The sequence below is a fragment of the Leptospira levettii genome, assembly GCF_002812085.1.
Classification (GTDB): Bacteria; Spirochaetota; Leptospiria; order Leptospirales; family Leptospiraceae; genus Leptospira_A; species Leptospira_A levettii.
Genome location: NZ_NPDM01000006.1, coordinates 53694 through 67997 on the forward strand (window position 1 = coordinate 53694; position 14304 = coordinate 67997).

Sequence of the window (14304 nt, forward strand, 5' to 3'; positions counted from 1 at the left end):
ATGTTTCAAGCAATTAAAACTCTAAACTACCAATTCCTCTTTGTTTTCTTATGTTTTCTTTCTGTTTTTCCAAACCAGGCAGATCCAACCCCGAAACAGAAAGATTGTTCCCTCCTTGAGCCAGGAGTTCCAAGTGAATACTTACTCTCTCGGGCCATCTACGAACAAATTGATGGGTACCAAGCAAACAACCGTAAAAAGACAACAGAGGCAAAACTTGGGTTTGAGAACTCTGTATCGTTTTTAGACAAATACCACAACTGTTTAAAAGAGAAAGGTCAAGGTCCAAGTGCCCAATCTGCGGAAATCCAAGCACAAAATTATTTGGAGTTAGGTTACCCAGGTAAAGCTTGGGAATGGTCTGAAATTGCAAAACAGAACACAAAAGAAGTCACAAAAGAACTCGTAATTTTACAAATGAGGATTCGCCTTCGGGAACAAGACTTAACGAAGGCAACAGAAGTATTGGAACGTGATCTGGTTTCTTTTCCCAATGATCCTGACTTTTTGTATTTACTTGGGAATTTATACTTTGAACGAAAGATGTGGAATCAATCCTTATTGTATTACACTGCTCTTTCTTTTGTCATTGAAAGAAGGGACAATCATTCCAAATACAAATACATCACAGCAAAATCTTTAGGAGAACTTAATTATAAGTTAGATTACCCAAAAATTGCCATCAAACGTTATAACGAATACAACTCAGTCAATAAAAATGATATGGAAGTATTGTTTCGGTTAGCACAAATTTATTTTGTTTTAGGCGATTTTAAAATGTCCAAATTTTATTTGGAACAAATTAGAGAAAAAAACGCGAGAGACATAGACGCCTCGCATATGTTAGCTGAAATTTATTTTTTGGAAGCACGTGATTTAGCACCTCAGTTTTTTGATACTTTAAAAAAAGAGAAAAAAATTCCGAAAGACGGCATCATCCCCATTTTGTACCAATTGGTGAATGGTCGTACCATCGGGTTAGATGAAAAACTACGAAACTTTATTAAAGCAAATCCTGGTAGGTTGTCACCACGTGTCGCTTTCCTCGAGTTAGCTGATAAATTGAATGATCCTGATTACGAACAAATCAATGCAGAAACCGCACAGTATGCTTATGAATACAGGCAATACGGGCTTGCAGAAAAAATCCTCAAACGAGGGAAACAAAGACTAAACTCCACCCAAGTAGAAGAAAAAGCGAGTTACTTGGAAAAAATTGCAAATTGCCAAGAGATGTTAGGGCAATGGAACCATGCAATCCTTTCTATGAAAGAAGCAATTGTATTGAGTTCGGACCTCGAAAAAAAATTCCGTATGCGATTCCGTTTGGCCTATTTGTATCTGCAAGGTAATTTAAAGAAAGAAAAGGTCTCTGTGGATATTTTGTCGGGGACCATTTCTGAAAATCCAAATCCAACTCATTATTATTTGCGAGGTTTGTCTTATTTCCAATTGGAAAAGTACAAAGAAAGTATCAAGGATTATACACAAGCCATCGAAATGGATCCAACTAATCCTAATTTTTATTTTTATAGAGCAACTGCTTACGACAAACTCAAACAATTCCCTGAAACCGAATCGGATCTTAAAAAAACCATTTCCCTCAATCCAAATGCATCCAATGCCATGAATTATTTAGGTTATTTGTATGCTGAAAAAGATATGTTCCCTGATGAAGCAAAACAACTATTAACTCAGGCAGTTACATTAGAACCAGATAATCCTGCCTACCAAGACAGTTTGGGTTGGGTCTATTACCGAAAAAAAGATTACAATTTGGCGTTATTACATCTAAACTTTGCAGCTTCATTGGCTTTGGAAAGAGGGTTTGAAGACCCTGTGATTTATGAACATCTAGGTGATGTGTATTTAGCAAAAAAAGATCCAGTGAATGCTGTACAATTTTTTAAACTTTCACTTTCAAAAGACAAACAGACGTCTAACAAGGACTTGGTGTCAAAAATCAAACGAGTGGAAAAGGAAATTTCAGAATGATTTCACGTTATCTAACAATTGTTTCCATTTTACTTTCACTCACTTGCCAATCGGCAGAAGTAGAAGATCCTAATTTTTTAGGAAAAGCAAATGGCAAATATTTACCCGCTAAAGACAATTCCTCTCAAACGTTTTTAAAAGAGGTATTGGACAAAAATCCTGATTTCCCAAGTTTTAAATCAGAGTTCTCCATGCAGATCCAAACCTTTATACCAAAAAAGGAAAATGTAAATTTGGATGGAAAGGTTTTTTTTGCCAAAGATTCTAAACAAATCAAAATCCAATTGATGGATAGTTTTTTTGGAATGGTTTTTACAGAACTCATCGCAAACGAAATCCAAATCCAAATCAAACCAACAAGTACAAAAGAAATCCAAACCTTACCTATGGGGGACATCCTCATTCAGGATCCAAATTCTGGAAAAAAATACACAATTCCTTTTCCAGTGATTTATGCATACCTGACTGGGAATTATTTAAATGAAATCCAAAACCCAAAGGCAAAATTCAATCCAAATGAAACAAGGGTTGCTCTTTCCAAGGCTGATGGAGATTACGAATATTTTTTTAAAGATGGCAATTTAGATCGATTGGAGTTAACAAGTGGTAAACGAGGATTAAAAGCCATCGCCATAGTAAAAACAAGTGTGACCCAAGTCCATCCACCAAAAGAAATCACAACAAAGGTAGTGAGCCTTGATACAGAAAAGGAAAATGTTCTCATCCAAATCAAATTGAAAAAATCAATCATCACCGAAGTTTCCCCACAAGTATTTCGTTTTTAAGAAATGAATTTTAAGAAATGAAACCTCGGTTTTTAGTTTCTCTGTTTCTATTTCCGATCCTTCTTTTTTCTGCGGATTTTCCGGAACATTTGGAAGATCCATTGGAATTGCCAACTAAGTACTTATACCAGTTCCAGACCGAAACGGGTGAGTCACTTCAAATTGCAAATTCCACTAAACTATGGTTTGGTGGAGATGTTATGTTTAATTGGGGAGTTCGGGATTCCATGCGTTCGGAGGATGTATTTTTTCCCTTTCGGAGTTTTTTTCGTTACCTTGACCAATTTGATTTTCGCTTTATCAATTTAGAAACACCAATATTACACAAAGCACCCACAGCAGACCAAAGAAAATCCTATGTGTTTTATGGGGAGAGAAGGGATCTCACTGTCCTTCGTGCCCTAGGCATCAATGGAGTTTTCCTTGGAAACAATCATACAATGGATTTTGGAGAAAATGGACTTTTTGAAACCTTAGAACTGTTAGATGAATTTAAAATCTTTCATACAGGTGCCGGTAAAAACACTGATCATGCACTAAAACCCATCCTTGTGAAAAAAGGGAATACCGAATTTCGATTGTTTTCCTTTTCGGATACAGGAGAAACTAGGTTATTTTCGGGAACAAATTCACCAGGTGCCGCCTATTTCCGTGTAGCGACTGCAGAAAAACTCATCAAAAAAACAAAACCTGGGCAAGTGAATGTATTATCCGTTCATTGGGGAGTGGAATACAACCCCACACCCATGGACACGGAACGAAATGCTGCCAAATATTTAATTAATGCCGGTTATAAGGTGATCATTGGACACCACCCCCACGTCCCGCAAGGGATCGAAGTTTTTCCCAAGGGGATTGTTGTCTATTCACTTGGTAATTTTTTCTTTGGATCCAAAAACCAATACTTAAAACACAATATTTCTGTTGTGACTCATTTTGAAGGCGACAAACTTTTGTTTGTGGAAGTGATCCCAGTGTTTGGAAAACACCAAAACCTTCCAGGGGATCACTATTTTTTCCCTTTGGGTCCAAGAGAAGCGGAAACTTTCTTAAAAGAGTATGCCATCCTTTGTAAACAACTTGGGACGGAACTTGTGATTTCAGGGGGAAGGGGTTATGTTTTTTTTGAAAAGGAACTAAAAGCCAAACTAAAACCATAATGAAACCAACTGCACACCATTCCCAAAGCAAAAAAGGGAAAACTGAGTTCGAGTAAATTGGTGCGGATGATGGAAAACACCTGAAGGAAAAAACCTGTAAAAAATAGAAGAGCAGCACTTCTTAAAATCCAACCCTTTTCGTATAACCAAAAGTATACGGACACAATCGCCACATAGGAAAACAAACAAAACCATTTGAGTTGCGATGTGGGTTTTAGATACTCCAAGGAAGGGGTCATCTCTTCTGCTGTTTTTGCATCTAGAATATTGAGTATGAGAATGTTTTCGATGAGGTCGGCAAATCCTGCGATCACAAGGAGTAGGATCATTCCCATAAAAATTTTGAGAAAGATGGGACGCACTTTACGACCTGCATAATGGCCTGTATAGGTGAGAAACGCCAAATAACAAAAGATAAATCCAAAGTCAAAATAATGAACCCGACGGTATTCTGTGGAAAGGTGGAAAAAATCGATCGTATCGGGGATGCCAATGAGGTCTTGCACTTGTTTTGGTGTTTCTGCCATCTCGAGCCCTAGCAGAGTGGATTCAAATCCAGAATGGTTGTCGAGAGCTGGTTCTTTGGGAGTGATGTGGTTTAAAAAACCAGCATAAAGTGCTAAAAAGAGACCTAGGCCCAGGCCCCAAACTTCTGGAAAATTTGATTTTTCACCCATAAACTGTCAGAAATTACATAGAATGCGAAGGGATTCAAGGCTCCAAGAAGAAATTCCATTGACCCAAGGCCCTATAACCAAAACCCTAGTGGAAACTAACAAATTCTTCTACCTACAAGTGTTTCTATGTAGGTATACCCATAGGAGAAATATGAGAAACTACGAAATCACGAATATTCTTCGTGAAGGGAATGTAGAAGAGACGAAGTCTGCCGTTAAGGAACTTCTCTCCAAATACAACTTCACGATCCAAGGCGAAGAGGATTGGGGTTCTAAAAGACTCTGGCATCCCGTTGGACAAGACGAACAAGGTCACTTTATACTCACTAAGTGTTCTGGATCTCCCGCAGAAGTTATCAAGATTGAGCATGAATTTAAACTCAATGCCAACATCTTAAAAACCCTCGTAATTAGGGCAAATGGCTAACGATCTAAACAAAGTACTACTCATCGGTCGTATGACTCGTGATCCGGAATTTAAATCGGTGAACGGGAGTTCTGTTGTCAATTTTTCAATTGCAAATAACAGAGTTTATGTGACGAACGGCGAAAAAAAAGAGGAAACTCATTATTTCGACTGCGTTGCATGGGGCCGACTTGCTGACATTTTAAAACAATATGCAGGCAAGGGTAAACAAGTAGCAATCGAAGGTAGACTCCAACAACAGTCATGGGAAACTCCTGAAGGCAAAAAAGCCTCAAAGATCCGCGTGTATGTCGAGACCGCACAACTATTAGGTGGTCAAGGACAAGGTGGCGGATCCGGAGACCGATCTGACAGTTCCAATTCTTATGATTCCGGCATAAGTAGTGGTTATGATGATTATCCAGCCGGTGATGACGACATTCCTTTTTGATAGGTGATGACAATGAGTGAAACGACAAATATTGATGATACAAGAATAGATTCCCGAGACAGTATGGACGGGATGGATGACGACGAAAAAGGTGGTTTCCGTGGTAAAGACGGAGAAGGTAAGTTCGGTCGTAAAAACGCAAAATACAAAAAGAAAGTATGTAAGTTCTGCGCTGACAAAGCGTTACTTGCAGGTCTTGATTACAAACGAGTTGATATCTTAGAAAGATTTGTAACCAATCGTGGTAAAATCATTCCAAGAAGGATCACAGGAACTTGTGGCAAACACCAAAGAGCTCTTGCTCGTGAAATCAGAAAATCCAGATCCATCGGTTTATTACCGTTCAAAGTTCTGTAGGAGTTACGGATGAAAGTTGTATTACAAAAAGACGTATTAAATCTTGGTGATGCTGGGGATGTAAAAGAAGTTGCTGATGGTTATGCACGTAACTTTCTCATTCCAAGAAGACTTGCCGTTCGTGCAAACGACGGAAACACGAAAGCAGCTATCCACCAAAAAAGACTCGCTGAATTAAAACGTGACAAACGTGTAAAAGTGATGAAAGAACTTTCTTCTTCGATTGAAGGTAAAACTTACGAAGTGAAAGTGAAAGTGGGTGAGAACGACAAACTTTTTGGTTCTGTAACAGCGAATGATATTGCTCTGGCAATTAAAAACACTGGTGTAGAACTCGACAAACGTAAACTTGAATTAGGCGAGCCAATTAAATCAGTTGGTGAGTTCAAAATCAAAGTTCGTTTGGCTGAAGGTGTTGTGCCTCAAATCGTAGTGAAAGTCGTCGGCCAAGCATAGTCTTACACTAACGCTTTTTCGATGAATTCTAACCCCCTTCAGGAGATAGAGTCTGAGAAGAACTTAATCGGTTACCTACTCATGCGAGGGGTAGCCGGGCAGGAAGACTTAGGTCTGAATCCCGATGACTTTTATATGGATACCCATAGAAGAGTCTTCGAAGCAGTGACGGACCTCATTAATGAAGGGACAAACATTGACCTAGTCACGGTCACAAACCAAATGCGAGAAAAACGTCTTTTTAAAGACGAATCTCGCGACTTGGAATACATCACATCTCTCTACAAAGATACCGTCCCCTTTCAGCCGTTAGAGTATTACGTGCGTCGTGTGAAACGTGTTTCCGACAGACGGAAGTATGTCGAAGCACTGAATCAAGCCATTGATAAAGTCAAAATTGAACCGGGTGAAAACGATTCTGTTTTTAGTCTCGTAGAGCAGTCGTTAATGGATATTTCTCGCCAAGAGAGATCCAAGGGTTTACGGAAAGTCAAAGACGATGCCAACGCTCTCATTGATTATATCAAAAATGTGGTGGCGGCAAGCCAAAACGGAACGGGTGGAATTAATGGTTTAAAAACCCATTTTACGGGCCTTGATATGGCAACGACTGGTCTTAAGTCACACGAACTTATGATCCTTGCGGCCCGTCCAGGAAATGGGAAAACAACATTTGCTTTGAACATTGCAGCCAATGCAGCATTAAAAGAACGTAAAACGGTTGTTATTTTTTCTCTCGAGATGAGTCGGATTGAACTACTTCTCAAACTCATCAGTGCCGATGCAAGGATTGATTCCTATGCCTTAAAAGCGGGAACACTCACTTCGGCACAGATGACACAATTAAAAGATAGTATTGGGAATATCACTTCGGCAAGTCTTTACATTGATGACTCTGGGTATTTGACGATCCAAGAATTTTCGGCAAGGTTACGCCAACTACGCACCACAGAGGAAGTGGGTTTAGTGATTGTGGATTACTTGCAGCTTATGAGTGATCCGAAAGCTGCGATGGGTGGGCGCCAACAAGAGGTTGCCAATATTTCCAGAGGACTCAAACAAATGGCACGGGAAGTGGGTTGTCCCATCATTGCCTTATCGCAGATGAACCGTTCCATTGAGAACCGCTCCAAAGACCAAAGGCCACAACTTTCCGACTTACGGGAGTCAGGTGCTATTGAGCAGGATGCGGATATTGTATGTTTTATTTATCGGGAAGAAATGGTGAAACCTCCCGAAGAGCTTGACCCTAATAAAAGGGGGATGGCTGAGATCATCATCGCCAAAAACAGAGCGGGAGCAACGGCCGATTTTCCATTGATGTTCAATCCGAAAATCAGTCGTTTCGATAACGTTCCATTATAAGAGGTTTTCAATTGAATCACTGGGTAACATCAGAATACAAAAATAGAATTAGCGCCACAAATGTCTCAGATGCGTCTGTTGGAAAAACATTATTCCTTTCTGGTTGGGCTTTCCGTTACCGCGACCAAGGAGGGGTAATCTTTATCGACCTTCGGGATCGTTCTGGAATTTTACAAATTGTTGCACGTAAAGAAATCCTCGGAGATGATTTTTCCAAAGTCGAAAAAATTCGTTCCGAGTATGTGATTGCTGTCAAAGGAAAACTTGCCTTACGCGATGCAGAGTCTGTGAATCCCAAAATGGAAACAGGGAAATACGAACTCATTGCAGAAGCAATCGAAATCTTAAATACTTCCAAAACTCCACCGTTTACCTTAGATGAATTTGATCCGTCGGGGGAAGAAATTCGTTTGAAGTATCGTTACCTCGATATGCGTAGGGAAGAACTTCGAGATCGTTTGGTATTGCGACACAAACTAACCTTTGCTCTGCGAGAATACCTGGACCAACATTCCTTTTTAGAAATTGAGACTCCCATTTTAAATAAATCCACTCCTGAAGGAGCACGTGACTTTCTTGTGCCATCTCGTTTGAATGCTGGTGAGTTTTATGCTCTCCCGCAGTCCCCACAACTTTTCAAACAGATCCTTATGATTGGAGGAATGGAACGATACTTCCAAATTGTAAAATGTTTTCGGGATGAAGACTTACGTGCTGATCGCCAACCTGAATTCACACAACTCGATATGGAGTTTTCCTTTGTCACTGAAGAAGACATCCGTCGTGAAATCGAAGCTATGTGGGCTTATGCTTTAAAAAAAGTTTTTCATTTAGAAGTGAATGCTCCTTTTATGACAATGCCATACCATGTGGCGATGGAAGAATACGGTTCTGATAAACCAGACATTCGATTTGGAATGAAACTTGTGAATGTATCTGAACTTGTGAAGTCATGTGACTTCCAAGTTTTTACTGGTGCGATTGCAGGTGGCGGTGTTGTCAAAGCAATATGTGTTCCAGGTGGTTCGACTATCTCACGTAAAGAAATTGAAGACCTCACCGTATGGTTATCCCGCGACTTCCGTGCCAAAGGCCTTGCTTACATGAAACATGGAGCTAACGGACTCGAATCTACGATCACAAAACGATTCACACCGGAAGCCTTAGAGACAATCGCCAAAGCAGTTGGTTCCAAAGAAGGGGATATGGTATTTTTTGGAGCCGATTCGTCTAAAATTGTAAATGCTTCCCTTGGTGCGTTACGATTGAAATTATCAGAAAAATACGATCCACCTAAGGTCCCTTATAGTTTCCATTGGGTGGTTGATTTTCCTATGTTTGAGTTGGATGAAACCACAAAAACTTGGACCTTCCTCCACCACCCATTTACTTCTCCGAAAGAAGAAGACTTTCAAAAATTAAGGGATTGGAAAGCAGGGAAAGAAGTTGACCTTTCTTCGATTGGTGCGAAAGCATATGACCTAGTTCTCAATGGAACAGAGATTGGTGGTGGTTCAATTCGTATCCACAACCCAGAAATCCAAAGTCTCGTACTGGAGGCAATTGGGATTGGAGAAGAAGATGCCAAATCCAAGTTTGGATTTTTACTCGATGCTTTATCCTTTGGTGCTCCTCCACACGGTGGGATTGCCTTTGGAGTGGACCGGATTATGATGTTACTCACCGGTGGAACATCGATCCGTGATGTCATCGCTTTTCCAAAAACACAAAAAGGAACTTGTATGATGAGTGAAGCGCCAGGCCCAGTCGAGGCAAAACAATTAGAAGAACTCAAACTTAGGGTAGTCACAATTTAGTATGGATGAAAGTTTTACATTCCAGGAAGAATCCCTCTACCAAACGGTATGTGGGATTGGTGACAGCAAACTCCCGTTATGGGAAAGTCGACTCAATGTAAAACTCATCCCACGGGGAAAATCTCTCATCATCCAAGGGAACGCTGACCATGTACAAGTGGCACTGGATACATTCCAGAAAGTAGAAGAAAACTTCAAACGAAGACCAGACAAATCAGAGTATTCTTTTTTTGATATCGATTACTTGGTGAATAAGGTAAAAGACTCAAGTGGTGGATGGCCAACCCCTGGTTCCCCTGACTTCCAAAAGGAAGGAGAATCTTGGACACCCAAAGACAAAATTTTTGTTACCTTCAAAGGGAAACCCATCTTTCCCAGGACCAAAAACCAAGAAAGTTTTGTGGATAGCCTTCATAAAAACTATATCACGATTGCCATGGGACCTGCTGGGACTGGGAAAACATTTTTATCGATCGCCACTGCTTGCCGTATGATGCAAACAGGAGAAGTGGATAGGCTCATCCTCACAAGGCCTGCAGTGGAAGCAGGAGAAAACTTAGGATTTTTACCTGGTGACCTAACACAAAAAGTAAATCCCTACCTTCGTCCCATCTATGATGCGTTACATGAATGTATCGGTTTTGAAAAAACAAGTGAATACTTACAAGTGGGAAAAATTGAAATTGCCCCGATTGCCTTTATGCGAGGTCGAACCCTTTCCCATTCCTTTATCATTTTAGATGAAGCCCAAAACTGTACATTACCACAGCTTAAAATGTTCCTCACTCGGTTTGGAAAAAATTCCAAAATGGCGATATCGGGTGATGCCACACAAATTGACCTTGCCCATGGAAAATCAGGCCTAGAAAAAACAGTTTACACTCTCAGAAATTTGAATGGAATAGAGACAATTTTTTTCGGAAGGGAAGACATCACCCGTCACCCGATTGTGGAATCGATTGTCCGACGATTTGAAGAAAACGAAAGCCTATTTAACAAAAAACAATGAAAGCGATCTTTGATTCTTCCATGACGAGTGTGACTGACTTTTTAACAAAAGTTAGACCTGTCTCAGTTGTTCGTAACATCCAAATCATTTTGGTTTCGCTTACGTTATTATTTGTAACTTATGTGCTTTCGATACCCTTCTTTGGGCAATCCAAAGTGAATACTGACCCAGATGGACTTTTTTCAGAAGGGAAAATTGCACCAGAAACCATCCAATCGGTAAAAGAATTTTCTTACGAAGATATCGAAAAAACCAATTTAGAAAAACAAAAAGCAAAATCGAATGTTCCCTTTGCATTTGATAAAGACTTTGGAGTTTTAGTAGCTGGGATTGATACCAATTTATCAGAGGATTTAGAAATCCTTCGTATTTTACTCCAAGAAGGAAAATCCAACCCTTCTGTTGTAAAAGACCGGATACCAAGATGGCGTAATCGTACAAACGAAGAAATCCAAGCGATCTTAGATTATCCAAGGAAAGACAAATTAAAAAACTTCATCCAACAATATACAAATTTGATTTTTTCTAAGTATTGTATTGTGAAAGAGGATTTACCATTTGCGAAGGAATTAGACAAAGCAGGTGCTAAAATTCGTAACATTGGAACACAAGACCACACCACCATCATTGATGGAAATTTAGTCATTCCTCGTTCTCAAATATACAAAGATGGACCAGTTACTGCCGTCTTATCAAAGTTAGCTTCCGAGAAATTACCAAACGTTTCCGATTCACTTCTAAAGGCAGTGTCAAGGATAGGATTGTATTATGTATACTCTTATCCTGCTTGTAATTATAACCCAGAAGAGACTGAAAATGCAAGGGTAAAAGCAGCCAGTGCTGTTGTTGTTCAAAAAAGTAGAATCCAAGCAAATGAAATCATTGTTAGAGCAGGGGATGTCATCACACCAGAAGTGAAGTTAAAACTGGATATGATGAATTTGTATGCGACTAGGGCAAACCTTGCTTCTATCATTTCCATTTTTCTCACTCAATGTGTACTCATAGTCATTGTGGGATTTTATTTGATTCGTTATAGACCAAACCGATTGAATGATCTTTCGAGTAACCTCATCATCTTTTTTACACTTTGGATTGTGATTGCTTCCATTTATTTATTATCCAAAGTATTTTATGCAACTGACAGTGATTTGTCGGCAGTTTATTATTTTGGCATGTTTGTCCCAGTGGGAATGCTTTGTTTATTACTCGGTTTTGTATACGATGAACAACTTTCCATAGCGATAGGATTCTTTTTAGCCTTTGCAGTTTTTTTTGCTTCGAGATACAATCCCACTTCGTTTATGTTAGCGTTCACCGTTGCTGTGATGAGTTCGATTTATGGCAGAAGGTTACTCAAACGAATCGATTTTTTAAAAGCCGGTTTTTTACTCACTTTTGTCCAAATCCTTGTGACTACGGCGGGTTATTTGTTTGATGGTAGGGAGTTTTTTGTCTCCAGTGGTGCTGGATTTTTTAAGGACTTAAGCAACTCCAATCTCTTCCGAATCACTGTGATGTGTTTTGTAAATGGATTTGCAAGTGCCACTGCGGTTCAGTTTTTACTCCCTCTCTATGAGTATATTTTTAATATCCCAACACGTTTTAAATTGATTGAACTGGCTGATACAGGCCATCCATTGTTACAACAACTTCTCACCAAAGCTCCTTCCACTTATACACATACCTTTATGGTGGCAGCACTTTCCGAAAGAGCAGCTCAAAATCTTAATTTGGACAGGCTTCTTGTGAGAGTAGGAGTTTATTTCCATGACATCGGTAAAATTCCGAATGCTGGTTTTTTTGTGGAAAACCAACATTTAATCCCAAAACCCGAACACATTGATAAAAACAATCCAGCACTTGCCGCAAAAACAGTCATCGATCACGTGTTAGATGGGATTGAAATGGCGAAAAAAGCAAGGCTTCCACGTGAGATCATCAGTTTTATCCCAGAACACCATGGAACATCCACTATGGCATTCTTTTATCATAAAGCATTACAAGAAATCTCGAGTAGCGCACGTAAAAATATAAACAAAAAAGATTTCCAATACCCAGGTCCAAAACCACAAAGTAAGGAAACAGCCATTGTGATGATTGCCGATTCATTAGAGGCAGCATCACGTTCGTTAGATGAGGTATCTCCTGAAAGTTTGGATGAACTAATTCGTAAAATTATCAATTCAAAATTAGCAGAAAACCAGTTGGATGAAAGTGGTCTAACGATTGGTGATTTAGAAATCATCAAAGCGAGTTTTAAAGAAGTTTTACTTTCCAGTTTACACCAAAGACCTAAATATCCGAAACCAGAGGATACAAAGGCATTGGAAACAGCGAACACTAAAAAATCAAAATCATGAATCCAAAACTTCAGGTTTTCACAAATTGGAATGACGAAACAAACCAAGAGGAAATCGATCCAGAGTTAATCATCCAAAACTGTGACCTGATTTTAAGGTATTTAGCTCCTGAATTTTTACAATCTTTGGAACTTTCGGTGTTAGTTGTGAATGACCAAATGATGTCTGAGATCAATGGGGAACGTCGAGGAAAACCCAAAACAACAGATGTTTTATCGTTTCCATTGTATGATGATTCATTAAAAATACCGTTTCAAATTTTAGGTGAAATAGTGATTTCTATGGAAACTTGCCGGAAACAAGCAATTGAAATAGGGCATTCAGTCATTGATGAATTTTATCGACTTCTTGTGCATGGTATCTTGCATCTGTTTGGTTATGACCATGAAACCAATGAAGAGGATGCTGTCTTAATGAGAAAAATGGAAGATGAATGTTTGGATTTGGTATTTGCAACATAAATGGCAATACGAAAAGAAACAGGAATCATCATCCAAAGTAAAGACATTGGTGACAGTGACCGACTGATTAGTCTTGCAGGGGAATCCCAAATACGGATGAATTTTATCAGTAAAGGGATTCGTAAGTCCAAACGTCGTGCCATCATTTCAACGGAGATAGGTTGTTTAGTAGAAGTTGATTTTTATGACCAAGCCGAGAAAGATTGGAAATCGACAAAGGAAATCCATCTCATCAAACGATTTGATGAATTAAAGTCTGATTATATTGGAACTCTTTTTGTTTTGTATATGACGGAACTTACTTCCCAATTGTATCCTGAAGGAGAAAATCATCCTTTTTTATTCCAATTACTTTCAGGGAGTTTGGAAACAAGTAATACGAATGGTTTTCGAAAGGAAATTTTACCATTTTTTAAAATCAGGGCACTCACACATATGGGCCATTTTCCTACGGAATTTTATTGCCATACCTGTGGGGAGGAAGTCCTCACCAAATCAAAAGCCTATTTTTCAGTTGATTCTCGTGAATTTTTATGTTCCGATTGCCATCCCATTACCAAAGATCATTTGCCTGTTTTAAAACTATTTCATACAATGTTATCTAAGAAATTTTCAAATGTTTTGTCTATTTTTCCGAGAGAGTTTGAATATAAAGAAGGTGATATGATGTTGAATCAATTTATACGTTCTCTATTTGGAAAAGAATTAAAATCTTATTTTGAGTTTTATCGAACGATAGGGGATTTATGAATTTTATAACTAAAACCACCTTACTTGTGATGACCTTTTCGGTTTTCCTTGCTCTGTTCCAAATTTTACTCAAAACTGAAAATCTAAAACAAAATTCATTTGGCCCTAAATCAAAACCAAAGAATGAAATCTTCCAAACGATCCTACGGGAAAAAGAAGAATCCATTCCCAATTTTGTATCCCGATTTAAAATCAAAAGTTTTGAACTATGGGAAAATTCAGACAAATTAAAAATGGAAATTAAATATTAAA

Annotated in this window: 15 protein-coding genes; 14 read left to right on the forward strand and 1 reads right to left on the reverse strand. The window is 38.9% G+C overall.

All coding sequences use genetic code 11. The annotated features are described in order from the left end of the window. Genes CH354_RS15535 through CH354_RS15545 form a run of 3 tightly spaced genes read left to right on the forward strand, consistent with a single transcriptional unit; the run spans window position 1 to window position 3940 of the window. Window positions 1-1995, forward strand: coding sequence for a tetratricopeptide repeat protein (locus CH354_RS15535; protein WP_100766534.1), 1995 nt, complete (start codon window positions 1-3; stop codon window positions 1993-1995). After that, complete coding sequence (locus CH354_RS15540) at window positions 1992-2780, forward strand: hypothetical protein (RefSeq protein WP_100766535.1); 789 nt, start codon at window positions 1992-1994, stop codon at window positions 2778-2780. The genes CH354_RS15535 and CH354_RS15540 overlap by 4 nt, the downstream gene beginning before the upstream one ends. 17 nt (window positions 2781-2797) lie before the next feature. After that, window positions 2798-3940: a CapA family protein gene (locus CH354_RS15545; RefSeq protein WP_100766536.1), complete on the forward strand. Its 1143-nt coding sequence runs from the start codon at window positions 2798-2800 to the stop codon at window positions 3938-3940. Here CH354_RS15545 and CH354_RS15550 read toward each other — a convergent pair. Next, window positions 3895-4617: a hypothetical protein gene (locus tag CH354_RS15550; RefSeq protein ID WP_100727243.1), complete on the reverse strand. Its 723-nt coding sequence runs from the start codon at window positions 4615-4617 to the stop codon at window positions 3895-3897. The genes CH354_RS15545 and CH354_RS15550 overlap by 46 nt on opposite strands. 151 nt (window positions 4618-4768) lie before the next feature. On the opposite strand from CH354_RS15550, the gene rpsF reads away from it, so the two are divergent. The 11 genes from rpsF (at window position 4769) to CH354_RS15605 (ending at window position 14303) form a co-directional block, all read left to right on the forward strand. Next, window positions 4769-5044: a 30S ribosomal protein S6 gene (gene rpsF, locus CH354_RS15555; RefSeq protein ID WP_100727290.1), complete on the forward strand. Its 276-nt coding sequence runs from the start codon at window positions 4769-4771 to the stop codon at window positions 5042-5044. Beyond that, entirely contained in the window at window positions 5037-5474 is a 438-nt protein-coding gene (locus CH354_RS15560; protein ID WP_100727242.1) for a single-stranded DNA-binding protein, read from the forward strand. Before rpsF ends, CH354_RS15560 begins: the two co-directional genes overlap by 8 nt. A gap of 72 nt (window positions 5475-5546) precedes the next feature. Continuing rightward, on the forward strand, window positions 5547-5831 hold the full coding sequence (gene rpsR / locus CH354_RS15565) for a 30S ribosomal protein S18 (protein ID WP_174705011.1): 285 nt from the start codon (window positions 5547-5549) through the stop codon (window positions 5829-5831). Between the two features lie 9 nt (window positions 5832-5840). Next, the gene (gene rplI / locus CH354_RS15570) at window positions 5841-6287 is read left to right on the forward strand and encodes a 50S ribosomal protein L9 (protein ID WP_100727241.1); all 447 of its coding nucleotides are present in this window, start codon (window positions 5841-5843) and stop codon (window positions 6285-6287) included. Between the two features lie 21 nt (window positions 6288-6308). After that, the gene (dnaB, locus tag CH354_RS15575) at window positions 6309-7652 is read left to right on the forward strand and encodes a replicative DNA helicase (protein WP_100727240.1); all 1344 of its coding nucleotides are present in this window, start codon (window positions 6309-6311) and stop codon (window positions 7650-7652) included. An 11-nt stretch (window positions 7653-7663) separates the two neighbouring features. Then, window positions 7664-9469 (forward strand): aspartate--tRNA ligase, encoded by a 1806-nt coding sequence (aspS, locus tag CH354_RS15580; protein ID WP_100727239.1) that lies wholly within the window; start codon window positions 7664-7666, stop codon window positions 9467-9469. A 1-nt stretch (window position 9470) separates the two neighbouring features. After that, a complete protein-coding gene (locus tag CH354_RS15585; protein WP_100727238.1) occupies window positions 9471-10478 on the forward strand; it encodes a PhoH family protein in 1008 nt (335 codons plus the stop codon). Next, a complete protein-coding gene (locus CH354_RS15590; RefSeq protein ID WP_100727237.1) occupies window positions 10475-12841 on the forward strand; it encodes an HD family phosphohydrolase in 2367 nt (788 codons plus the stop codon). The genes CH354_RS15585 and CH354_RS15590 overlap by 4 nt, the downstream gene beginning before the upstream one ends. Further along, window positions 12838-13302 (forward strand): rRNA maturation RNase YbeY, encoded by a 465-nt coding sequence (gene ybeY, locus CH354_RS15595; protein WP_100727236.1) that lies wholly within the window; start codon window positions 12838-12840, stop codon window positions 13300-13302. Before CH354_RS15590 ends, ybeY begins: the two co-directional genes overlap by 4 nt. Further along, window positions 13303-14052 carry a DNA repair protein RecO gene (recO, locus tag CH354_RS15600; protein WP_100727235.1) on the forward strand — a complete coding sequence of 250 codons (750 nt, stop codon included), beginning with the start codon at window positions 13303-13305 and terminating at the stop codon, window positions 14050-14052. After that, window positions 14049-14303 (forward strand): hypothetical protein, encoded by a 255-nt coding sequence (locus tag CH354_RS15605; protein ID WP_100727234.1) that lies wholly within the window; start codon window positions 14049-14051, stop codon window positions 14301-14303. The genes recO and CH354_RS15605 overlap by 4 nt, the downstream gene beginning before the upstream one ends. Window position 14304 lies beyond the last annotated feature (1 nt).